General features: G+C 62.9%; 26 protein-coding genes. 22 read left to right on the top strand and 4 right to left on the bottom strand.

The annotated features are described in order from the left end of the window. Positions 1 to 49: 49 nt before the first annotated feature. The 10 genes from E2493_RS11035 (at position 50) to E2493_RS10995 (ending at position 9,721) form a co-directional block, all read left to right on the top strand. A complete protein-coding gene (locus E2493_RS11035) occupies positions 50 to 2,197 on the top strand; it encodes a ParB/RepB/Spo0J family partition protein (RefSeq protein WP_135086691.1) in 2,148 nt (715 codons plus the stop codon). A gap of 120 nt (positions 2,198 to 2,317) precedes the next feature. Then, positions 2,318 to 3,349, top strand: coding sequence for a DUF7146 domain-containing protein (locus E2493_RS11030; RefSeq protein ID WP_135086689.1), 1,032 nt, complete (start codon positions 2,318 to 2,320; stop codon positions 3,347 to 3,349). 335 nt (positions 3,350 to 3,684) lie between these two features. Further along, positions 3,685 to 4,611 (top strand): DUF2493 domain-containing protein, encoded by a 927-nt coding sequence (locus tag E2493_RS11025; protein WP_135086687.1) that lies wholly within the window; start codon positions 3,685 to 3,687, stop codon positions 4,609 to 4,611. A 301-nt stretch (positions 4,612 to 4,912) separates the two neighbouring features. Further along, on the top strand, positions 4,913 to 5,071 hold the full coding sequence (locus tag E2493_RS21215; RefSeq protein WP_167737486.1) for a hypothetical protein: 159 nt from the start codon (positions 4,913 to 4,915) through the stop codon (positions 5,069 to 5,071). A 160-nt stretch (positions 5,072 to 5,231) separates the two neighbouring features. After that, positions 5,232 to 5,546, top strand: coding sequence for a hypothetical protein (locus E2493_RS11020; protein WP_135086685.1), 315 nt, complete (start codon positions 5,232 to 5,234; stop codon positions 5,544 to 5,546). Further along, positions 5,543 to 5,902 carry a helix-turn-helix domain-containing protein gene (locus E2493_RS11015; RefSeq protein WP_135086683.1) on the top strand — a complete coding sequence of 120 codons (360 nt, stop codon included), beginning with the start codon at positions 5,543 to 5,545 and terminating at the stop codon, positions 5,900 to 5,902. The genes E2493_RS11020 and E2493_RS11015 overlap by 4 nt, the downstream gene beginning before the upstream one ends. A gap of 3 nt (positions 5,903 to 5,905) precedes the next feature. Beyond that, positions 5,906 to 6,793 (top strand): ImmA/IrrE family metallo-endopeptidase, encoded by an 888-nt coding sequence (locus E2493_RS11010; protein ID WP_135086681.1) that lies wholly within the window; start codon positions 5,906 to 5,908, stop codon positions 6,791 to 6,793. Continuing rightward, entirely contained in the window at positions 6,786 to 7,640 is an 855-nt protein-coding gene (locus tag E2493_RS11005; protein ID WP_135086679.1) for a thymidylate synthase family protein, read from the top strand. The genes E2493_RS11010 and E2493_RS11005 overlap by 8 nt, the downstream gene beginning before the upstream one ends. Positions 7,641 to 7,646: 6 nt before the next feature. Beyond that, positions 7,647 to 8,834 carry a nucleotide kinase domain-containing protein gene (locus E2493_RS11000; protein WP_135086677.1) on the top strand — a complete coding sequence of 396 codons (1,188 nt, stop codon included), beginning with the start codon at positions 7,647 to 7,649 and terminating at the stop codon, positions 8,832 to 8,834. Further along, positions 8,834 to 9,721 carry a nucleoside triphosphate pyrophosphohydrolase family protein gene (locus E2493_RS10995; protein WP_135086675.1) on the top strand — a complete coding sequence of 296 codons (888 nt, stop codon included), beginning with the start codon at positions 8,834 to 8,836 and terminating at the stop codon, positions 9,719 to 9,721. Before E2493_RS11000 ends, E2493_RS10995 begins: the two co-directional genes overlap by 1 nt. Here the strand turns inward: E2493_RS10995 and acpS are convergent. The 3 genes from acpS to E2493_RS10980 are packed head-to-tail and all read right to left on the bottom strand — an operon-like array spanning position 9,718 to position 11,889. Continuing rightward, positions 9,718 to 10,098, bottom strand: a complete 381-nt coding sequence (gene acpS, locus E2493_RS10990; protein WP_135086673.1) for a holo-ACP synthase — start codon at positions 10,096 to 10,098, stop codon at positions 9,718 to 9,720. The genes E2493_RS10995 and acpS overlap by 4 nt on opposite strands. Next, positions 10,095 to 11,147, bottom strand: a complete 1,053-nt coding sequence (locus tag E2493_RS10985) for a nucleotidyl transferase AbiEii/AbiGii toxin family protein (RefSeq protein ID WP_135086672.1) — start codon at positions 11,145 to 11,147, stop codon at positions 10,095 to 10,097. The genes acpS and E2493_RS10985 overlap by 4 nt, the downstream gene beginning before the upstream one ends. Before the next feature lies 1 nt (position 11,148). Further along, positions 11,149 to 11,889: a DUF6088 family protein gene (locus tag E2493_RS10980; RefSeq protein ID WP_225421386.1), complete on the bottom strand. Its 741-nt coding sequence runs from the start codon at positions 11,887 to 11,889 to the stop codon at positions 11,149 to 11,151. Positions 11,890 to 11,924: 35 nt separating this feature from the next. Here E2493_RS10980 and E2493_RS10975 point away from each other — a divergent pair, with 35 nt between their 5' ends. Both E2493_RS10975 and E2493_RS10970 read left to right on the top strand, forming a co-directional pair. After that, positions 11,925 to 12,737 (top strand): dCTP deaminase domain-containing protein, encoded by an 813-nt coding sequence (locus tag E2493_RS10975; RefSeq protein ID WP_191992991.1) that lies wholly within the window; start codon positions 11,925 to 11,927, stop codon positions 12,735 to 12,737. 385 nt (positions 12,738 to 13,122) lie between these two features. Then, complete coding sequence (locus tag E2493_RS10970; protein WP_135086668.1) at positions 13,123 to 13,452, top strand: DUF736 domain-containing protein; 330 nt, start codon at positions 13,123 to 13,125, stop codon at positions 13,450 to 13,452. Between the two features lie 52 nt (positions 13,453 to 13,504). Here the strand turns inward: E2493_RS10970 and E2493_RS10965 are convergent, their stop codons facing one another. After that, a complete protein-coding gene (locus E2493_RS10965) occupies positions 13,505 to 13,747 on the bottom strand; it encodes a helix-turn-helix domain-containing protein (protein WP_135086666.1) in 243 nt (80 codons plus the stop codon). Positions 13,748 to 13,956: 209 nt separating this feature from the next. On the opposite strand from E2493_RS10965, the gene E2493_RS10960 reads away from it, so the two are divergent. From E2493_RS10960 to E2493_RS10915, 10 genes are all read left to right on the top strand, one after another. After that, entirely contained in the window at positions 13,957 to 14,187 is a 231-nt protein-coding gene (locus tag E2493_RS10960; protein ID WP_263854079.1) for a DNA -binding domain-containing protein, read from the top strand. A 133-nt stretch (positions 14,188 to 14,320) separates the two neighbouring features. Next, on the top strand, positions 14,321 to 14,542 hold the full coding sequence (locus E2493_RS21810) for a transcriptional regulator domain-containing protein (RefSeq protein WP_135086662.1): 222 nt from the start codon (positions 14,321 to 14,323) through the stop codon (positions 14,540 to 14,542). Next, positions 14,466 to 15,104 carry a DUF2285 domain-containing protein gene (locus tag E2493_RS21805; RefSeq protein WP_225421384.1) on the top strand — a complete coding sequence of 213 codons (639 nt, stop codon included), beginning with the start codon at positions 14,466 to 14,468 and terminating at the stop codon, positions 15,102 to 15,104. Before E2493_RS21810 ends, E2493_RS21805 begins: the two co-directional genes overlap by 77 nt. A gap of 126 nt (positions 15,105 to 15,230) precedes the next feature. Next, entirely contained in the window at positions 15,231 to 15,497 is a 267-nt protein-coding gene (locus tag E2493_RS10945; protein WP_135086660.1) for a helix-turn-helix transcriptional regulator, read from the top strand. Next, entirely contained in the window at positions 15,494 to 16,000 is a 507-nt protein-coding gene (locus tag E2493_RS10940; RefSeq protein WP_135086658.1) for a DUF2840 domain-containing protein, read from the top strand. The genes E2493_RS10945 and E2493_RS10940 overlap by 4 nt, the downstream gene beginning before the upstream one ends. Further along, positions 15,997 to 16,542 carry a S26 family signal peptidase gene (locus E2493_RS10935; RefSeq protein ID WP_135086656.1) on the top strand — a complete coding sequence of 182 codons (546 nt, stop codon included), beginning with the start codon at positions 15,997 to 15,999 and terminating at the stop codon, positions 16,540 to 16,542. Before E2493_RS10940 ends, E2493_RS10935 begins: the two co-directional genes overlap by 4 nt. Before the next feature lie 37 nt (positions 16,543 to 16,579). Next, positions 16,580 to 16,915, top strand: coding sequence for a DUF736 domain-containing protein (locus E2493_RS10930; RefSeq protein ID WP_135086654.1), 336 nt, complete (start codon positions 16,580 to 16,582; stop codon positions 16,913 to 16,915). 4 nt (positions 16,916 to 16,919) lie between these two features. Then, positions 16,920 to 17,708, top strand: a complete 789-nt coding sequence (locus E2493_RS10925) for a lytic transglycosylase domain-containing protein (RefSeq protein ID WP_191992990.1) — start codon at positions 16,920 to 16,922, stop codon at positions 17,706 to 17,708. Further along, positions 17,705 to 17,950: a hypothetical protein gene (locus E2493_RS21800; protein ID WP_135086650.1), complete on the top strand. Its 246-nt coding sequence runs from the start codon at positions 17,705 to 17,707 to the stop codon at positions 17,948 to 17,950. Before E2493_RS10925 ends, E2493_RS21800 begins: the two co-directional genes overlap by 4 nt. Next, positions 17,947 to 19,719: a relaxase/mobilization nuclease domain-containing protein gene (locus E2493_RS10915; RefSeq protein WP_135086648.1), complete on the top strand. Its 1,773-nt coding sequence runs from the start codon at positions 17,947 to 17,949 to the stop codon at positions 19,717 to 19,719. Before E2493_RS21800 ends, E2493_RS10915 begins: the two co-directional genes overlap by 4 nt. The last annotated feature ends 7 nt before the right edge of the window (positions 19,720 to 19,726 follow it).

The raw sequence follows: 19,726 nt of genomic DNA, 5'->3' as shown, positions 1-19,726 counted from the left end.
TCGAGGTGTCGGGAGAGTGGCTCCCGGCCGGATCGTCCGGAGAAGTGTCATGCCCAATTCCAATCCCAAGCTCGCGCTCAGCGTTTCGCGCGATATCCCGTTCGACAAGCTGGTGCTGTCGCAGTCCAACGTCCGCCGCATAAAGGCGGGAGTCGGCATCGATGACCTTGCCGAGGATATCGCTCGGCGCACGCTGTTGCAGTCGCTCACTGTTCGCGCCGTCGTCGATGCCGACGGCAACGAGACCGGCATGTTCGAGGTGCCGTCAGGCGGTCGCCGCTACCGGGCGCTCGAATTGCTGGTAAAGCGCAAGCAGCTGCCGCGCAACGCGCCGGTGCCGTGCATTATCCGCACCGAGGGCGATGCCGAGGAAGACAGCCTGGCCGAGAACATCCAGCGGGCACCGCTGCATCCGCTCGACCAGTTCCGTGCATTTCTGGCGCTCCGCGAGAAGGGCCAGTCCGAGGAGGAGATCGCCGCGCACCAGTTCGTGTCGGTGGCGGTGGTCAAGCAGCGCCTGAAGCTCGCCAGCGTGTCGCCGAAGATCCTCGACGCCTATGCCGAAGACGAGATCACGCTCGACCAATTGATGGCGTTCACCGTCAACGGCGATCACGAACGGCAGGAGCAGGTCTTCGAACGGCTCGCCGGCTCCTATGACCGCCAGCCATACGCGATCCGCCGGATGCTGACCGAAGGCGCCGTGCGTGCATGCGACAAGCGCGCCCGGTTCATCGATATCGATGCCTATATCGAGGCGGGCGGCGGCGTCATGCGCGACCTGTTCCAGGGTGACGACGGCGGCTGGCTGCAGGATGTTGGTTTGGTCGATCTGATGGTCTCCGAGCGACTGCGCGAGGAGGCGATGAAGGTGCAGGCCGAAGGCTGGCGCTGGATCGATGCAGCGCCCGACTTCCCCTATGGCCACACCTACGGGCTGCGCCAGCTGCGCGGCACGCCGGTGGAGATCACCGCCGAAGAACAGGCCACGCGCGATGCGCTCCAAGTCGAATACGATGCACTGGTCGCCGAGCATGAAGACTCGCCTGAACTGCCCGACGAAGTGGACGAACGGCTGGGCGAGCTGGAAACGGCGATCGAGGCGCTCGACCAGCGACCGCTGGCCTATGACGCCGACGAGGTGGCACGGGCCGGTGCCTTCATCAGTATCGCGCCGGATGGCAGCCTGCGGATCGAGCGCGGGTTCGTTCGGCCAGAGGACGAACTGCCCATCGAGCCCGAGCAGGATGCGGTTGCAGAAGGCGACTACAACCATGCCGACAACGGCACCGACCATGGCGGTGAGCAGGCCGGCATCGACAGCCATGTCGAGGCAGCGACGGAGCCCGAGGAGGATGAAGGCCTGCGCCCGATTCCTGACCGGCTGATGTCCGAGCTGACCGCGCACCGCACGCTGGCACTACGGGATGCTGTGGCACGGTCACCGGAGGTGGCATTCCACGCCTGCCTCCATGCGCTCGTCTTGCGGCTGTTCTACCGATACGCGCTCGACAGCTGCCTCGAACTCGACGCCAAGCATATCGGGTTCGGCCACCAGGCACCCGGGCTCGGCGATACGGCGTCTGCACAAGCCATCGATGCGCGGCACTTGGCGCTTGCCGATTTGCTGCCCGCGCAAGCCGAAGCACTGTGGGATGCGCTCGGCGACATGGACGGCGAGCAGCAGAAGGCGCTGTTCGCCTACTGCGTCGCCTGCACGGTCAACGCCACGTTCGAGGCTTACAACCGCAGGCCGCGTGCGCTTGCCCATGCCGACATGCTCGCCAAGGCGGTCGATCTCGACATGGTGGCGGCGGGTTGGAGGCCGACGGCCGACACGTTCCTTGGCCGTGTGACCAAGGCGCGGATCGTTCAGGCAGTGACCGAGGCGAAGGGCGAACGGGCCGCAGAGAACATCGCGCATCTCAAGAAGCCGGACATGGCGGCACGTGCGGCTGTGCTGCTCGAAGGCAGCGGCTGGTTGCCCGAACCGCTCCGCACGCCGGGTCGCGCCATACCAGCGTCGATCGAAAGCGAGGTCGAGTCGCCCAGCAATGAGGCCATCGTCGGTGCCGAGGCCATTGGCGAAGTGCAGCCGGCGGTAGACGACGGCGCACGGTCCGTGGCGGACGAAGCGCCGATCGACGACAATGCCGGGGCCGAGGGCGACACCCCCTTCGCCGTCGCCGCCGAGTAGGTCGCGCTCCCCAGACCCGCTCGCAACTGAGGGTCCGCCGTGCATCGGGGTCCCCGCGAAGCCTGCTTCGTGGGGATTACTCGGACGCGGCGGACCCTCTTCTTGTCTCAGGAGGATCAGATGCCCGATGCATCCGACCTTGCCCGGCAGCTTGCTCGCAATGCCGAAAGTGTCTGCCGCCACTATCTTCCGCAAGGCCGGCGACAGGGCCGCTACTGGCTTATCGGCGATGTCGAAGGCACGCCGGGGCGCAGCCTGTTTGTGCGACTGACCGGATCCGATACCGGCAAGGGCGCTGCGGGCAAATGGACCGATGCAGCCACTGGCGAGCATGGCGATCTGCTCGACCTTATCGCTGCCAATCAGCGATTGGCTTCGCTCGCCGACACGCTCGAGGAAGCGCGGCGCTTTCTGGCTCTTCCGCCGCCAGAACCAAAGGCATTTGAACCGCTGCTGCCCGTACCCTCCGGATCGCCAGAAGCTGCACAACGGCTATGGGCGATATCGCAGCCGATCCATGACACGCTTGCCGAGACCTATCTGCGCCAGCGTGGTATCATCGACCTGCGCGAGTGCGGCTCGCTAAGGTTCCACCCCAACTGCTGGTATCGCGCCGATGAAGACGATTCACCCGGCACGCCGAGAGCGTTCCCAGCATTGATTGCAGCAGTTTGCAGTGATGACGGACCATTGACCGGCATCCACCGCACCTGGCTCGATCCGAACGGCGGCGGAAAGGCACCCGTCGCCACGCCGCGCCGCGCCATGGGTAATCTCCTCGGCAACGGCTTGCGGTTCGGTCGAGCCGGATCAGTCCTGGTCGCCGGAGAGGGCATCGAAACGATATTGTCACTCCGCCAGATCATGCCGACCATACCCATGATCGCCGCTCTCTCAGCGGGTCACCTGTCCGCGTTGCAAATCACACCATCGCTGCACCGCCTCTACATTGCGCGCGATAACGATCCCGCTGGACAACATGCGGCTGACACGTTGGCTAAGCGCGCGATCGGGGCTGGTATCGAGCCGTTGATGCTGACTGCCAGCCTTGGTGACTTCAACGACGATTTGCAGCGGCTTGGCCGGGACGAGATGCGGGCAGCGGTGCGAGTGCAGCTTGCCCCGGAGGACGCCGAACAGTTCATCGGCTGAGCATAGGCGGTGACGTCCCTGCGCCAGAGCTATGTTCGCCATGACCCGTCACTCCCCTGACAGAGCCGCGCCTCTGCCTTCGAGAGGGGCGAGAGAAGCGGAAGCAGACCGGGCCGGCAATGGCTGTGCGCGACTTTCTTCCCCGCCCCGTGCCGGGGCTCCTCGCGCGCCAAGAAAGTCGTGCTCGCCATCCTCCGCTGCGCTTCGGCCACAAAGCCCACCCCAGAAAGTGATACTTTCTGGGGACCCCGGGCGGGTGCCGACCCGCTCTGCCCCCGCTCTTTGCTCGCCCATGAAGGCCGCGAGAGGCGCGGTCGAGCAACGGAGCGAACGCCATGACCGATCCCGACGAACCGCAGGAGCAATCCCCGACCGCGCATATTCTCGATGAACTGCAACTCTACGGCTTCCGGCCATTCCAGGACGAGCCCGATCCACGCCCATTGCCCGAAGGCGACCGTGTCGCAGGTGCTGTTGCCGACATTTTCGACGCGCTGATCGGCACGTTGGCCGACACCCGGCTCGAACCCGATCTCGATGACCTGCTTTGGTCCACCGTCAACCTGTTCCACCGCGCGGCTGAGCGGGTTGAGCGCGAGCTCGACGACAATGAGCAAGCGCAGCGTCGATCGCAGCGCGAACAGGACGGCTCCGAGGTGGCTTCAGTCGAACTTGAGCAATTGCTGGCGCAGGGTCTGACCCTGATCGAGCGGCGCAACGCCCATGAACTGATGCGCGATGCTGCTTGCGATCTCTATCGCACCCATACCGGTTCGGCCTGGCATCCCCGCCATGGCAGCCTCGTAAACCGCCGCGCGCTGACCGCAGCAATGGTCGACAGCCGCGACTTCATCGCCGCCCGCCGCCGCGCCGAAACCCAGGTCATGCTGCCGACTGGACCCAAGGTCGCATTTACCGGTGGCAAGGAGTGCAACGATACCGATGCCATCTGGGGGGCACTGGACCGGGTCCGCGCCAAACACCAGAACATGGTGCTGCTGCATGGCGGTGCTTCCTCAGGGGCCGAGCGCATTGCCGCCTGTTGGGCCGACAACCGCAAGGTGACGCAGGTCGCATTCAAGCCCGATTGGGCAAAGCACGCGAAGGCTGCGCCGTTCAAACGCAACGATGCGATGCTCGATGTCCTGCCGATCGGGGTCGTGGTGTTCCCCGGCACCGGCATTCAGGACAACCTTGCCGACAAGGCCCGCAAGCTGGGCATCCCCGTGTTCGACTTCCGCAAGACTCAGCCCCCTATCTGATCGAGGGGCATCGTCTGACCGCCACTTAGAGTATCGCAGTAGCTGTCCGCAGTCCGGGCAGCACTGTGGCCAACTTTTGGGCTGTGGAGCGACACTGCATCCCACTCCGACGCGGGAACGCCCCGCTCTCCTTGGCTTACCTCTGACCTTAGCGCTGCCTTGTGACGATCAACCCGCAAGGGGTCCGCTAAGCACAGCTTGCGGCCTTCAGCTTCGCCTCCGGTGATCGCGGCCGCGCGTCGGTCGCCTGTGCGCCTGTCGAGCGGGGACGGTCCCCGCTCCGGAAACAGGAGCAAAGATCATGTCGCTTCCCACCGCTCAGAAGTTCGCTTGGAGCCTTGCCAAGACGCTGATGACCTGCGTGGTGCTGATCCAAACCAATGATGGCTACGCCGTCATGACAGATGCCGATTACGATGGCGATCCGATGCTGATCGTTCGGGTGTACGATCCGTTTTGAAGCAATTCGGTATAGCTCGCCCCCACCTTAAACGCGTGCAACGTCCAAGGACCTCAACGGAATTAGCCCGAGAGCAGACAGCCAATGAGCGAGCGCCGCAACCCCTTGACATTGGCAGTGGTAAGCATATCTTACTACCCGTAAGAAATGGAGGGTCGTGATGGACGCTAACTTTGTCAAAGCCAAGCTGATCGAGGTACTGCAATCTGTGCAGACGTTGAGCGGCGAGGACTGTCCTGTAATCGACGGCGGCACGAAACCAGCTGAGGCTCTGCCGAAGTTCACAAGCAAAGTATGGCCTGTCGCGGCCGGCATGCTTGGTATCGCTCTCGGGAAATCGATCCCCTGCGAAACCAACATCTTTGTCGACGACGACACAAAGATTCCGCTCGCGATCAACCAGACGGTCGCACTCGTCCTCAAGATCTTTGAAGCGCAGGATGCCGAAGAAGCCGAAAAGGTCGGCGCGAAATGAGCGACGCTCCTTTGGACAAGGCGATGACGCTTCCGGCACGGCTCCGCGCTGCGCGAGAGGCTGCCGGCCTCTCTCAAGGGCAGGTCGCGAAATTGATGAATATGCACCGCCCGACCGTTTCGGAAATGGAGGCTGGCAATCGCCGGATCACGGCTGACGAACTCGCAAAGCTTGCTGACCTCTACGACACCAAACTGTCATGGCTGCTGGGAGATGCGCCCGAACGCGCAGCGACAGACGATCCTAAACTGCAACTCGCTGCCCGCGAACTGAGCAAACTTAAGCCCGATGACCTCGACCGCCTCCTGAAGCTCATCGCCGCGATGAAGTCCGACGATGACGAGAAGGGAGCCTAACCTATGAAAGCGCATGCCAAGACGATGATGCACAACCGCCGCGCCTTGGCAGACAAGGCCATGAAGGCAGCAATCACCGCGCGACTGAAAGCCGGCAAGGATTTGGTCAGCCCTGTCTGCATCTATTCGATTGCAGAAGCGCACGGGGTTCGCGTGACTTTCAACGACATCAATATGGAAGGAATGTACCAGCGTAGCTCACCGCCGCGTATCCATCTCTCCAGCAAGCGCCCACTCGCCCGCCGCGCTTATAATTGCGCACACGAGCTTGGCCATCATCTGCTCGGGCACGGGTCATCGATCGATGAGTTGCGCGAGAACCAATTGGTACGGCCGTGGGACGTGCCCGAGGAGTATAGCGCCGACACGTTCGCTGCTTATGCGCTGATGCCGACCTTGGGCCTGCGCAATGCCTTCGCAGTCCGTGGCCTCAAGCCGGAGACCGCGACCCCGATCGAAATTTACTGCATCGCCTGCCAGTTCGGCGTCGGGTACTCCACACTGGTCACGCATCTCCTATGGGGCGAGGCGATGATCAGCCACGAGCGGGCTGATGCGTTGCGCAAGATCACCCCGCGCACGCTCCGCGCTCATATTCTAGGATCGCTGACGCCCAACCCGCTCATTGTCGCTGACGAGGCCTCGGGTGGCCATGCGATTGATGCAGAGGTCGGGCATTTGCTGCTGCTTCCCTCGGGGACCGTCGCGCATGGCGATGTCATCGCGCCGGTCGCCGATCTGGAGGGCGGGCGTTTGTTCGAAGCGAAGCGCCCGGGGCTGGCCCGCATTGACCGCCCGGGAACTGATTGGGCCGCCTTCGGGCGTATTGCGCGAACGGCTTACGTCGGGCGCGCCGAATTCCGCCATTTGGAGGATGATGCAGATGACTAAGCCAGACCGACCGGACAACCCTGAACCGCTGATGATCACGGCCAAGAGCATTTCCGAAGCCTATTCGCGGACATTGCTCCATATTATGGAGCATCCGGGTAATGAGATCGCCCCTCTCGTCCTCACGATCGATGGGTTTGGCGAAGGCTATGACGTCCCAGAAGATCCTCGGGTTCGCACCGCGCTCGATGCCCTATTGGGCAGTAAAAAGAAGCGCGACGTGGAGGACGTCGCCCATACCATCTTTCCGCAGCGGTTCTGGACGATGGCACAGGGAGACCGCGCCAAGCTCTTCGAGTTCTACAAAATGGCATTCCCCTTCTATCGCGCGCGAAATCCCAAGGCTAACGGCAAAGGCCTCTATTTCGAGCGGCTGATGATGTACGGCCGCGGCCCGTGCGATGGTAATCAGTTGGAGTGGATTTTGAGTCAGTATGATAGCCGCCCGGGCGTGCGCCGGTCGATGTGGCAGGCAACCACGTTCGATCCCGCCCGCGACCATAGCGCGACCGCCCAGCTGGGTTTCCCGTGCCTTCAGCATGTGAGCTTCGTGCCGACCAAGGCCGGCCTGGTGGCGAATGCCTTCTACGCCACGCAGCAGCTGTTCGATAAGGCCTATGGCAACTATCTCGGCCTCGCCCAGCTCGCCGCCTTCATGGCGCATGAAATGGGCATTCCGCTCACGCGCCTCAATGTGACGATCGGCGTGGCCAAGCTGGAGCGGATCAGCAAGACGGACAGCGCTATGAAGCCGCTGATCGAAGCGGCCCGCGCCTGTGTGGCACCGCCGGCTCCGGCGACGCAGCGGCCGTCTCCGTCGCTCCGGCTCGCTGCCCAGCGGGCCTGACGCGCTGTGACCAAGACTGGTACCCCGAGCGGTCGCAAGCGCGGCCGCCCTGCCAAGATTCTCGCAGGGACGCCGCGTACGTTTGAGTTCGATTATCCCGCTGTTGTCGCACCAACCGCGCCGACAATCATTTCTAGCCATCTCGCGCCGGCGAAAACGACTTCCGTCTATGACAGCTACTGGCGTTTTGCCGCTGAACGGCAGCGTGTGTTCTACCGCCGCGTTCTCGGTACCCCCTGGCCGTGGACTGACAATCCGGTGATGGCGGTCTACAAATTCACGAACGCCTACCGGGCGTCAGACCGCGTCAGCCAGTATCTGATCCGCAAGGTGATCTACCGCGATGATCTGCCGAATTCGGTCGATGAAGTTGTCTTCCGCATCCTGCTCTTCAAACTGTTCAACAAAATCGAGACCTGGGAACGGCTAGAGCGGGCGCTCGGCCCAATCAGCTTCGCAGACTATCGGTTCGACCGGTATGACAAGATCCTGTCGAAGGCGATGGCCGATGGGCATCGGGTTTACTCGGCGGCCTATATCATGCCGCCGGGCAGCTCGGCTTTCGGGTGCAAGGCCAAGCACCAGAATCATCTCAAGCTCCTTGAGATGATGATGGCGCAGGCGCTGCCGGAGAAGCTCGCGTCGGCCCGAAGCATGCAACAGGGTTTCGAACTGCTGCGTGACTACCCGACCATTGGTGATTTCCTCGCCTATCAGTTCGTGACCGATGTCAATTACAGCGAAGTGACCGACTTTTCGGAGATGGACTTCGTTATCCCGGGTCCTGGCGCCCGCGACGGCCTGCGTAAATGTTTCGCCGATACCGGCGGGCTGAGCGATGCTGAGCTCATCCGTTTGATGGCTGATCGGCAGGAGCAGGAGTGCGCTCGGCTGGGTCTGGAATTCCCCTCGCTCTGGGGGCGGCCATTGCAGCTGATCGATTGTCAGAACCTATTCTGCGAAATCGATAAATATGCCCGGGTGGCTCATCCTGAAGCTGCGGGCCTGACGGGCCGCACCCGCATCAAGCAGAAGTTTGCAGCCCAAGCACAGCCTATCGAATTCTGGTATCCGCCCAAATGGGGTATCAATGATCGTATTGCCGCCGGTGCGGTGCCGAACGAAGCGTTCGAGGCATCTCGGCCTGGCGCCGCGAACGCATATAAGAATGCGCCAAAGTCGGGAGCATATTGATGGATCTCAAGTCATATCAGGCGCAGGCACTACTTACCGATCAAGTGCCAGGGACGAGCGACGACGAAATGGCCGCTGCCCTGATCGTGCCTATGCTTGGGCTAGCGGGCGAGACCGGCCAGTTGCTGAGCGAGTATAAGAAGCATCTGCGGGATGGCGCTGCGCACCGATTGTTCAAGGATCGGGTCGGCGAGGAGCTCGGCGATCTCCTGTGGTATATCGCCAATGTCGCGAGCAAGTTCGGTCTCGACCTCGATCAGATCGCCGAAAAAAATCTCGACAAAGTGCGCGCGCGCTTCGCGCCGACAAGTGCGCAAGCACCGGAGCGAGATTCCGAATTTCCTGACGTGGAAAGGCTTCCGCGGCAGATGATTGTCCGATTGGTCGAGGAACCCGGGTCGAGTACCCGACCGAAAGTCCGGATGACGATCAATGGCGAGGGCATCGGAGCGTTGCTTGGCGACAATGCCTATGATCCGGACGGCTATCGCTTTCACGACGTGTTCCACGTGGCCTATGCCGCGATCCTCGGCTGGTCGCCAAACCTGCGGGCCTTTCTGAAACGCAAGCGCAAGAGCCGGCCTTTGCTGGACGAAGTCGAAGACGGCGGCCGCGCCCGGATCATCGAAGAGGGCGTGTCCGCCTTAGCGTTCGACTATGCACGCAGACACAACTTCCTCGAAGGCGTCAGCGAGGTCGATTATGGCCTGCTGCGAACAATCCAGAGCATGACCTCGCACCTCGAGGTTGGCGAAGCCACCGCCGCCGATTGGGAGCGCGCGATTCTGGAAGGGTTCGCGGTGTGGCGCCAAGTTCTCGCCAATAATGGCGGCGAGATTTCAGTCGACCTCGACGCAAGGTCGATTCGCTACCTCAGCGCCTCCTAATTAGCGAGGCCGATCACACTGGCGATCGCCATGTCGCCCTCATGGCTGGTGCTGATAAGCCATGAACGGATACCGAGCATTTCGGCACGTTTCTGCGCCTCGCCATGCAAGACGATCGTGGGTGCGCCGGACGGAAGCATGACCACCTCGATGCTGAGAAAGCCCACACCAGCAGAGAAGCCCGTGCCTAGCGCCTTCATCACGGCCTCTTTGGCGGCGAGCCGGCCTGACAGCCGGGCGGCGCGATCTGCGCCGTTCCCGGCAGCTTCCTGTTCCTGCTGCGTAAAGCATCGGGTCAGGAGCTGATCGGTCGGGTCGGTAAGCAGCCGCGCGGTATGGGCGACATCGACTAAATCGATGCCATGTGCGATCATCATGCCGTCGGCTCGTTCAGCGAACGTTGGAGCATGTCGACGGTTTCGAGGACGGCATCGAAGTCGGGCACATCACCGAAGATCATGCCGGCCATGGCGGCATAGTCGCGGCGGAGGTCAGCGATCATCGCGTCGGTGGGCGTCAGGGAAAAGTCGCCTGGCTCGGCATGGGCGAGATCGAGGTCGCGGCTATTGAAGAACATCCGGGCGTGCGCGACGCGATCCCTGCCGAGTTCGGGGTTGGCCAAGGCTGAAGCGCCCGTTCCGGCGGCCATCAGCTGATGCACGTCATAATAGTGGCGTGAGACCCGCTGCCCACCGGCGCGCAAAACCTGTCGGGCGTCGAACCAGCGGCGCAAGCCATGGAGAATGACGACCTTATCCCAGAAGGTGCGTTCCGCATCGACGATGGTAACGTTGTCGACTGTCAGATCGAGGTCGGGCAGATCGTCGGCCAGATAGGGTATGACGCTGTGGCGGGCATGCGGGTCAAGAGCGGATTTGGCGCCGGATTCGATTTTGACGGCTTTACGAATGTAGCCGTCGGACTCGGCGGTCACACTGGGATACCAGAGAAGTAGGCTTTGCTCGCTCTCGTCGTCGGAATCGAGTTCGACCTTCGCCCCCGCCGTATCTCCGCCCACCGCGCTGGCCAGCGTTTCCGAAAGCCGGGCGAGCAGCTCGCCGCCGATAAAGGCCTGGCATGCCGCCTTGATGGCATCGAGCTTGGCCTGTCGCTTCTTACCGGACATCGCCTCCAGTGCAGCGACGCTCGCCTCCTCGCCAATGTCTTCGCGAAACACTGTGATGTCGATGTCCTCGGAGAAACGCTGAATCAGGCCGAAGCCCTTCGATAGCGATGTCCCCCCTTTGAAGAGAAAGCGTGGTCCGTGGGACGCCGGACCGTTGAACAGCGCGTCGAGGGTCCAACAGACCCAAAAATCCTTCTCGATATTCTGAGGCGCAGTGCCCAGCCGCTGGCCGGCACCGATGAACACATCGCGGCGATCGGTGGGGTCGGCCGCGAGAAACCGGGCATGATCGGGGCTCATTTCATGCTCTCTTGGTCTCCAGACGATCGGCTGACGGCGTCGTCGGCATAGTATCGCGCAGGATGGTCTGCATCCAGAGCGGGAGCGTAAGCATGTCGCCACGGAGATCGTCGACGATCCGCGCACCATGATCGGGATCGGCAAAGATGGTGCGCAGGCGCTTGGCGACAGCCCGATCGGTGTCGCCCCCGGCGTCATGCAGCCAGTGCAAGGCTTGAACGACGCGCATGGCCGGCCGGCCGGCCCAGTGAAGCCGGCTCGGCGCCGTGGTTTTGAAATCGATCTGAAGGTTTCCAAGTTTGATCGGTTTCAACCTGGCGTCGGTATGCACGACGATGCGCGCCGGTACGGCATCGGAGAGACCAAGATCGTTGGCGGCGGTCACGCCATCGACTAGGATGCGGGCTTGGTCGCGGCGCGCCAGCGCATCGACGACGGCACGCGGATCAGGGTGCGTTGCCTTGCCCGTAAGTCGGTTGAGCGCCGGTTTGTCATAGAGGCCGCGGGCGATCCTGCGTACGTCACCATTGCGTGTCAGGCGGTGCAGCACCTGATCGACGGCGTCGCGAGAGCCCAGGTCGAGGAAATCCTGCGGCGTCCAGACCGAAGGCACGCCTCCAGCGATCATACGATCCGATATGGCGCTTTTGAGATCGAGGCCAGGTCCACGCATGCTAGTTCCTTTGTCAGAAGCGCGTATACGCAGTTCTGACAAATCTGGAAACCGATTTGTCAGATTCATGCAGTAAACTTCTGACAAATTACCCGGAGGACAGAATGGTGCCGACAGGATTCTGGAGCGGGGAAACCCTCAAGGATCGACTTGCCACCCTGGTGACGCCCTTCGATCCCGAGCGGGTGGATTGCTCGGCTTATACGCTCTCCATGGGCCGAGAAGTCTACGTATCCCCCAACGACGCAATGCAGGACCCGCTGAACGTCACGATCCGCCAACTCGGCGACGGCGAAGGTTTCACAATACCGCCGGGACAATTCGCCTTCCTACTTACGGAGGAAAAAATTGAGGTTCCGAACATCGCGCTTGCGCTCATTTCGATTAAGGCAAAGATCAAATGGCGCGGTCTCGTCAACGTTTCTGGCTTTCACGTTGACCCAGGCTTCCGTGGTCGTCTCATTTTTTCGGTATACAATGCCGGTCCGGTAACCGTGCATCTTCGCCAGGGTCAGCCGATGTTCCTTATCTGGTTTGCCGGTCTCGACAGACCCACGGAACTCGCCCGCAAACAGCCGGTGCAGGAGTCTTTCCCACCTGATCTGATCTCCGGCATTTCCGGCGAACTGCAGTCGCTCGCGGGCATCAACAAGAAGATCAAGGATCTCGACAAGACCCTGACCGATCGCGTCCATTCCATCGAACGCGAGCAAACCTATTATCGACTGATCGGGGCCATTGTCTTGGCAGTATTCATCGCCATGACCGCCACATGGATCCGCGATGGTGGGCCAAGCCGCCTTTTTTCACCACCCACAGTCACTTCGCTACCGGCGGCAACGCCGACACCCAATGCCGCGTCTAGAAAACCTGCGAAGGTCGAGCCCCAGAAAGCGGCTAAAGAATCACCAACATAAACCTAGCTGGGGATAGTCGAACCGCCAGTTTAGTGGTCTGTTCGAACCTTCCTTTTCGAGCCGTATCGCCATTAATTACGTCCCTCACACGCACTACCCGACAGCGATCTCTTTGCGGGTTTGATCTGGCCGGGACCGGCTTTGCCTCGTCCGCCTAGCCGCAACAGCGGGCTTGCGACTTTCTTCCCCTGACCTGCCCACCCCACGCGGCAAGCCGCGTGGGGACCCCGAGCGGACGGTCATTCCTCGCGAAACAAGAAACTCGCAGCCCGCCGTCCTCCGCTGACGCTGCGGCCGCAAGCGGTGCGGCGGCGTCCGTCCCGGCCTTTGGATCACCCATCGAGACCGCAATCGGGCGGTTCGATCCAAGGAAAGGAACTTTATCATGGCAACCATCGGCACCTTCAAGAAGACGGCTTCGGGCGAATACACCGGCGAAATCGTCACCCTCTCGGTTCAGGCCAAGGGCGTCCGCATCATCCCGCAGGACACTCGCACCAACGACAACGCGCCATCGCACCGGGTTCTGGTCAACCGCGCCGAAATCGGTGCCGCCTGGAGCAAGACCTCGAACGAAGGCCGCGACTATCTGGCGGTCAAGCTCGACGATCCCAGCTTCAACGCGCCGATCTACGCCAACCTCTTCGACGACGAGGGTGGCGAGACCTTCAGCCTCATCTGGTCGCGCCCCAACGGCCGTCGCAACGACGGCTGAGCCGGCCAGACGCCCCGCCCGGACCACCGGGCGGGGCTCTTTGCAATTCGAGCTACGCCATTCGTGCCAGATCAGAATCCTCGTCTTCGATCTTCGCGACAAGGTCGGACGGCTCGACCCCGAGTGGTCCTGCCAAATGAAACAGCGTCACCACCGTGGGGTTGCGACGCCCGCGCTCCAGATCGCTGACATATTGCTGGGTAAAGCCCGACATCTCAGCAAACTGCTCTTGCGTCAGCCCCTTGTCGCGCCGCAAACGCGCGAAGTTCAGTCCCACGAGGCGGCGCATGTCCATGCACGGCACGCTGGACGATACACCTGATGAGGTTTATCTCTTATAAGGTGTATTGGCCCGACCTGAGCTTCGACGCTGCAAAAGGTGCGTTCAGCTATGCATGACTTGCAAGTATTCTCCGGCGTCAGTTCCGTTATTGCAGTCGCGGGCAAGAGGGGGGATTCGCTGACATGAATTGCCGTTTCGACGACATTGCGCCTGATCTTCCGATGATCACGCCCTATGACGAAGCGCACTTTACCGACTATCTTCGATTGCTCGACGCCGACGCCGACGGGGCCGATTGGCGAGAGGCGGTCGCGGTCATTTTCGACATCGATCCAGGCCGCGAACCCGAACGCGCTGAGCGCATGCATGCCACTCATCTGGCCCGCGCGCGGTGGATGACTGAGGTCGGCTACGCCCATCTGCTGACGCGCGACGGCGAGCTAAAGCATTAACGTTTCAATCCATTTTGGCGAAACGTCGGCGCATCACGTGCATGGCAGCATGCAGCTTTGACGCTTTTCGATACGCAACGGCATTGCCACGCTCTGGTCCGCAGGCCGCGATGGTCACGGCCGGGAGACTGTCATGCCCAGGTCGTCGAACAAGCGTACCGGTGGCAGTGAGAAGGCGGACGAGACCCGCGGTCGCGCCGAACTCGCCGCCGAATTTCTGAAACGCAACCGCAGCTATCGCGCCGAACACGCGCAGATGGAGCTGCGGATCGCGCGCAGTGCAATTTCACGCCAAGCCGCTGAAGCCGCATTTGCGCGGCGCTGGGGGTTGTCCTTTCGCCTATGCGCCGGGTGAGCTTGCCGACACAGTTATCTGGCGGCCCGAGCTGACCGCCGTCACCGTTATTCTTGACGCCGCGCCCGAAGGCTTCGGTGCCGCCCGAGCCGTCGATCCGCTGAAGCTGGGCGCGTTGTTGGCCGATCAGGCCGGGATCGAGGGCCGGCATGTCGTGGTTGTTGACCCGGACGGCGAACACTCGCTCTGGCTGCGCGATTCAACGCTTGGTCAGCCGTTGGCGGCGATCATCCCACTCGACAAGGATTTTACGACGCGGGTGACGAGCCTGCTGCGTTTCCATCGCCGGTTGTTCGGTAAGCAATCGGGGCCACCGGCACGCGGGTGGCCGCTTAGCCGCTACCGGCAAGCACGCCTCAACATGATGCTTCAGGCCCTCGATTTGCGCATGTCAGGGGCGACCTATCGCCAGATTGCCGCCGCAATGGGCCGCGAAGATGATGCCGAACTGCCAGCGACCGAATGGAAGACATCGGCCGGTCGGTCGTTCGTAATCAGGCTAGTCCGCGACGCCACTGCGCTGATGAACGGCGATTATCGCAAGCTGCTGCGTATCCGCTGAAGCAGCTTTCGCGGCGCTTCGGAAGAGGTGGTCACATCCCAGTGATCGCAAATCTTCGTACTCCACCTCTCCGGGCTCCCTTCGTCATTTTCGCCTCCTGCCACCCCCGACCGCAGGAGCCCGACCTTGCCTGATACGACGCATAATCTGCCGCCCCGCTATCTGCGGACGCCGGAAGCCGCCCGCTTCCTAGGGCTGTCCGGGCGGACGCTGGAAAAGCACCGTTATTTCGGGACCGGGCCAACCTATCGCCGCATCGGCGGGAGGGTAGTCTACTCGGTCGACGACCTTCTGGCTTGGGCCGATCTCGGCACCAAGCATTCGACCAGCGAGCCGGGCCAGAACGATCTACTGCCGCGCGCTAACTCGCCCTTCGCGCGGGGCCGGCAATGACCGACTCGCCAACACATCAGCGACACGATCCCCCGCGTCCCGACAACATGACCCACGTTCAACTGACGTGGATCGAGAAACGGATCGAGCACTGGATCCGCTTCGGTCGGATCGCCAAGGACGAGATCCTCGACCGTCGCCGCCGCATAATCAGCTTCCGTCCCGGCGCCGTCTTTGCGTTCGTTCGCTGGGCGGCCAACGACTATGGCACGATCAGCTCGCGCATCGACATCGTGCGGGCCGTCCGCGCAAGCGAACCGTTCACGACGCTGCCATTCGTGCAGCCCGGAGGCGATATCCTGCTCACCATAGAGGGCTGGCCAAAGGTCTCCCAGGTGCTCGCCCACATCGACGCGGTGGACGGCGCAGGCGTCGATCCGTGCGATGCCGCGCCCGATCATTGGCGCCATGTCCACAACCGCATCGCCGCCGGACAACTGCCACGTGCCTACACGATGGAGCGCCATCGGGCATGGCTCAAGCGCCGGGAGATCGAAGGATGACCCGCCGCTTCTATATCCGCGCGACAGTTACAGCAGCGTCAGCATTCGCCCTGTCATTCGCAGCGATTGCGGTGACTGATCCGCTGCCGCGCATCGTCTGGAACGCAAGTGCGAGCGCGCCGATCGGGCTATATCGCATACAGCCAGACCGCGATCCGCCGCTGGGTACGCTTGTCGCCGTGGCACCGCCACAGCGCCTTGGCCGCTGGATGGCCATGCGCGGATATCTCGGCGAAAACGTGCCGCTGCTGAAGCATGTCGCCGCCAAGGCAGGGCAGCGCGTCTGCCGGATCGGCGGCACAGTGACCGTCGACGGTCAGGCGGTCACGCTCGCACTGACACACGACCGGCTTGCACGTCCGCTGCCTGTTTGGCGCGGCTGCCAGACGCTTGGAAGCGACGAGCTGTTGCTTCTCAATCCCGCGCATCCTGACAGCCTTGACGGCCGCTACTTCGGCCCTTTGCCGACAGCAACCGTGCTCGGCCGCGCCATCCCGATCCTCACTCGAACCACGCCCGACGCGCCGCTGACTTGGCGCTGACCTCCGGCTTCAATCTCCAACCGAAAGGACCATTCCAATGCAGATCGGCAGCTTCATCCGCACCGATAAAGGCTTCGAAGGCGTCATCGAAACGGCGACGCTCGATATCCGTATCTCGCTCATCCCGGTTGAACCCGGCGGCACCGACAAGGCACCCGACTGGCGTGTCCATCGCGGCAATGACGGCGAAGGGCCGGAAGTGGGTGCTGGCTGGAATGAGAGCGGCGAGCGGGCCGGGGATTACGTCGCGCTGCGCATCGACGATCCCAGCTTTCCGCAGCCGATCCGCGCGGCGCTATTCCAGAATGCCAACGATCCGACGTCGTGGTCGCTGCGCTGGAACCGCCCGCGCAAGACCCGTGAGGAGGACTGAACCGATGCGTCCTGCCGCAATCAATCGGCCTTTGAACCTGCGGTTGCGCGCCGCAGCGCTCACCGCCGCCGCGCTGCTGGCCGCGTTGCCAATCGGCCAGGCAACGGCATTGGCGCAGGATCCGAACCCGCAGCCTGTGCCGTCCGCCGTCACTCATCCCTACGCACCGCATGTTGCTGACGCGGCGCGACGGTTTGGCATTCCCGAAACTTGGATCTGGGCGGTCATGCGTGTCGAAAGTGCAGGCAATGCACGCGCCGTCTCGCGCGCAGGGGCGATGGGCCTGATGCAGATCATGCCCGGAACCTGGGCGCAACTTCGTGCACGTCATGGGCTCGGCACTGACCCGTTCGATGTGCGCGACAACATCATGGCAGGTGCGGCCTATCTGCGCGAAATGTACGACCGCTACGACAATGCGAGCGCAATGCTAGCCGCCTACAATGCGGGACCGGGTCGTTACGACGATTACCTGTCACGCGGGCGATCTTTGCCCGCCGAGACGGTAGCATATCTGGCGCGGCTTGGGTCAGTCACAGGCATCGACAGCGTCAACAATGTTGCCGTCGTCGCGCTGCCTGATCGCTTCGCGTGGCGTCGTTCGTCGCTGTTTGTCCGCACGTCCGCGGCCACAACCGACGCTGACTTAGAGCACAGCGAAGATGACATTGCGGCGGTCGATGAACTCACCGCCAAACCTACAGTCGGCAATTCCTCATCTCTGAGTCAGTCGGCCGCAACGCCCATCGAGAGCATCTTCGTTCCCCGCGCTGGCGCGGGTCGATCGCAATGATCGCCGCAGTGTTCAGAGGGCTCATTCAAAAGGAAATCAGGATGGATCAGGGAGGAAAGTGCCTGAGAAGACGATTGCAAGATACAAGCCGCACCCCGTTTCACCGGAAAACCGTTGGTTTTCTGTGGCTTCACATGGGGGCGTCGGGCGGCGCGCGTGCCGCGCGGAAGGAAAAAGCCAGCAAAAACAACGCGCCGAATGGCACTATCGCCGGTTTTCGGCGGGAAACGGCCCGGCCGTGAGCAAGGACCGCGAGTTTCGCGTCCGGCCGGGCAATGCCAAGCGCAGCAAGGCGCAAGGCCGCAACGCGCGCGGCCTGGTCGCCGAGGTGCTGCGCGTCGCCGCCAAAAGCGGCGGCAATGGGCGTCGCGCCTGGAACGGACCCAGCCGACGCGGCCAATCGAGCTTCGGAAAAGGCCGCACCGCATTCGCGCGCAACCGCCTGTTCGGTTCCGGTCGGCGGGTGCTCGTGAAAGCGCTGCCGGCGCGTCACCGTATCGGCGGCCGGAGCATGGCACCGATATCCGCGCACATAGCTTACCTCAAGCGCGAGGGCGTGACGCGTGACGGCTCGCCGACGCAGATGTTCGACGCCGAGTCCGACCGCGCCGACACGTCCGCGTTTGTCGATCGCTGCAAGGACGACCGGCATCATTTCCGCATCATCGTCTCGCCCGAAGACGCGGCCGAGCTGGCCGACTTGCGCGACTATACCCGCGACCTCGTTCGCCAGATGGAAACCGACTTGGGGACGCGGCTCGATTGGGTCGCGGTCGATCATTGGAACACCGACAACCCGCACGTCCATCTGCTCGTTCGCGGGCAAACCGATCAGGGTGCGGACCTCGTCATTTCCCGCGACTATATCGGCCATGGCCTTCGCTCGCGCGCCGAGGAGCTGGCGTTCGCCGAGCTGGGACCGAAACCTGAGCATGAAGTCCAGCGGACGCTCGACCGCGAGGTGACGGTCGAACGCTGGACGCGGCTCGATACCGAGATCGGCCGCGCCGCCGACGAGCTGGGTGTGATCGACCTGCGCGTCGACCAGCCTGGCCCGAACGATCCAAGCCTGCGCCGGTTGATGATCGGGCGGTTGCAGCATCTCGAAACCATGGGCCTGGCCGCCGAAGGCGAGCCGGGCCACTGGGCGGTCGCCGAGGGGGCGCAGGTGAAGCTCCGAGAACTGGGCGCGCGCGGCGATATCATACGCACCATCGGCCGGGCGCTCGGCGAGCGCGGCGACGAACGCTCACTCGACAGCTACGCGGTCGTGAACGGCGCGCCCGAAAAGCCGATCGTTGGTCGGCTGATCGACAAGGGGTTGCACGACGAGCTAACTGGCACGGCCTATGCCGTGATCGACGGCGCGGACGGCCGCACGCATCATGTGCGGTTGCCGGGCGTCGAGGCGCTGGAGCAGAGCCCCGCGCTCGGTGGCATCGTCGAGTTGCGCGCGATCGGCAGACCGGGCGACCAGCGGCCGACCCCGATCCTTGCCACACGCTCCGATCTCGATCTTGAGCGCCAAGTGAATGCGCCCGGCTCGACCTGGCTGGACCATCGCCTGATCGAGCGCGGCGCGGGCGTCGCAGACGGCGGGTTCGGAGCGGAGGTGCGCCGGGCGATGGACGCGCGCACCGATCATCTTGTCCGCGAAGGACTGGCGCGGCGCTTCGGCGAGCGCACGGTGTTCGAGCGCGGAATGCTCGATACGCTCCGGCGGCGCGAGCTGGATTCGGTTGGCGCGAAGATAGCTGGCGAGACCGAGCTGGCCTATCGGCCGACCCAACCGGGCGAGAAGATCGCGGGCGTCGTCCGTCAGCGCCTCGCGCTTGCGTCAGGCCGCTTCGCCATGATCGAAAGCCTGGAAGCGAATGGGGGCCTCGGCTTCCGCCTCGTGCCATGGGCGCGCGGCCTCGACCAGCAGATCGGTCGTCAGATCGCGGGCGTGATCCGCGACGGCGGCGGCCTTGACCTCACGCTCGGCCGCAAGCGCGGCCTCGGCCTGTAACCTATCA

The organism is Sphingomonas parva (ex Maeng et al. 2020), from assembly GCF_004564275.1.
GTDB classification, from domain to species: domain Bacteria; phylum Pseudomonadota; class Alphaproteobacteria; order Sphingomonadales; family Sphingomonadaceae; genus Allosphingosinicella; species Allosphingosinicella parva.
This window is presented reverse-complemented; position numbering and strand designations above follow the sequence as displayed.

Coding starts and splice junctions, on each gene's coding strand:
- E2493_RS11035 (WP_135086691.1), top strand. CDS start 50: ATGCCCAATTCCAATCCCAAGCTCGCGCTCAGCGTTTCGCGCGATATC.
- E2493_RS11030 (WP_135086689.1), top strand. CDS start 2,318: ATGCCCGATGCATCCGACCTTGCCCGGCAGCTTGCTCGCAATGCCGAA.
- E2493_RS11025 (WP_135086687.1), top strand. CDS start 3,685: ATGACCGATCCCGACGAACCGCAGGAGCAATCCCCGACCGCGCATATT.
- E2493_RS21215 (WP_167737486.1), top strand. CDS start 4,913: ATGTCGCTTCCCACCGCTCAGAAGTTCGCTTGGAGCCTTGCCAAGACG.
- E2493_RS11020 (WP_135086685.1), top strand. CDS start 5,232: ATGGACGCTAACTTTGTCAAAGCCAAGCTGATCGAGGTACTGCAATCT.
- E2493_RS11015 (WP_135086683.1), top strand. CDS start 5,543: ATGAGCGACGCTCCTTTGGACAAGGCGATGACGCTTCCGGCACGGCTC.
- E2493_RS11010 (WP_135086681.1), top strand. CDS start 5,906: ATGAAAGCGCATGCCAAGACGATGATGCACAACCGCCGCGCCTTGGCA.
- E2493_RS11005 (WP_135086679.1), top strand. CDS start 6,786: ATGACTAAGCCAGACCGACCGGACAACCCTGAACCGCTGATGATCACG.
- E2493_RS10995 (WP_135086675.1), top strand. CDS start 8,834: ATGGATCTCAAGTCATATCAGGCGCAGGCACTACTTACCGATCAAGTG.
- acpS (WP_135086673.1), bottom strand. CDS start 10,098: ATGATGATCGCACATGGCATCGATTTAGTCGATGTCGCCCATACCGCG.
- E2493_RS10985 (WP_135086672.1), bottom strand. CDS start 11,147: ATGAGCCCCGATCATGCCCGGTTTCTCGCGGCCGACCCCACCGATCGC.
- E2493_RS10980 (WP_225421386.1), bottom strand. CDS start 11,889: ATGAATCTGACAAATCGGTTTCCAGATTTGTCAGAACTGCGTATACGC.
- E2493_RS10975 (WP_191992991.1), top strand. CDS start 11,925: ATGGTGCCGACAGGATTCTGGAGCGGGGAAACCCTCAAGGATCGACTT.
- E2493_RS10970 (WP_135086668.1), top strand. CDS start 13,123: ATGGCAACCATCGGCACCTTCAAGAAGACGGCTTCGGGCGAATACACC.
- E2493_RS10965 (WP_135086666.1), bottom strand. CDS start 13,747: ATGGACATGCGCCGCCTCGTGGGACTGAACTTCGCGCGTTTGCGGCGC.
- E2493_RS10960 (WP_263854079.1), top strand. CDS start 13,957: ATGATCACGCCCTATGACGAAGCGCACTTTACCGACTATCTTCGATTG.
- E2493_RS21810 (WP_135086662.1), top strand. CDS start 14,321: ATGCCCAGGTCGTCGAACAAGCGTACCGGTGGCAGTGAGAAGGCGGAC.
- E2493_RS10940 (WP_135086658.1), top strand. CDS start 15,494: ATGACCGACTCGCCAACACATCAGCGACACGATCCCCCGCGTCCCGAC.
- E2493_RS10935 (WP_135086656.1), top strand. CDS start 15,997: ATGACCCGCCGCTTCTATATCCGCGCGACAGTTACAGCAGCGTCAGCA.
- E2493_RS10930 (WP_135086654.1), top strand. CDS start 16,580: ATGCAGATCGGCAGCTTCATCCGCACCGATAAAGGCTTCGAAGGCGTC.
- E2493_RS10925 (WP_191992990.1), top strand. CDS start 16,920: ATGCGTCCTGCCGCAATCAATCGGCCTTTGAACCTGCGGTTGCGCGCC.
- E2493_RS21800 (WP_135086650.1), top strand. CDS start 17,705: ATGATCGCCGCAGTGTTCAGAGGGCTCATTCAAAAGGAAATCAGGATG.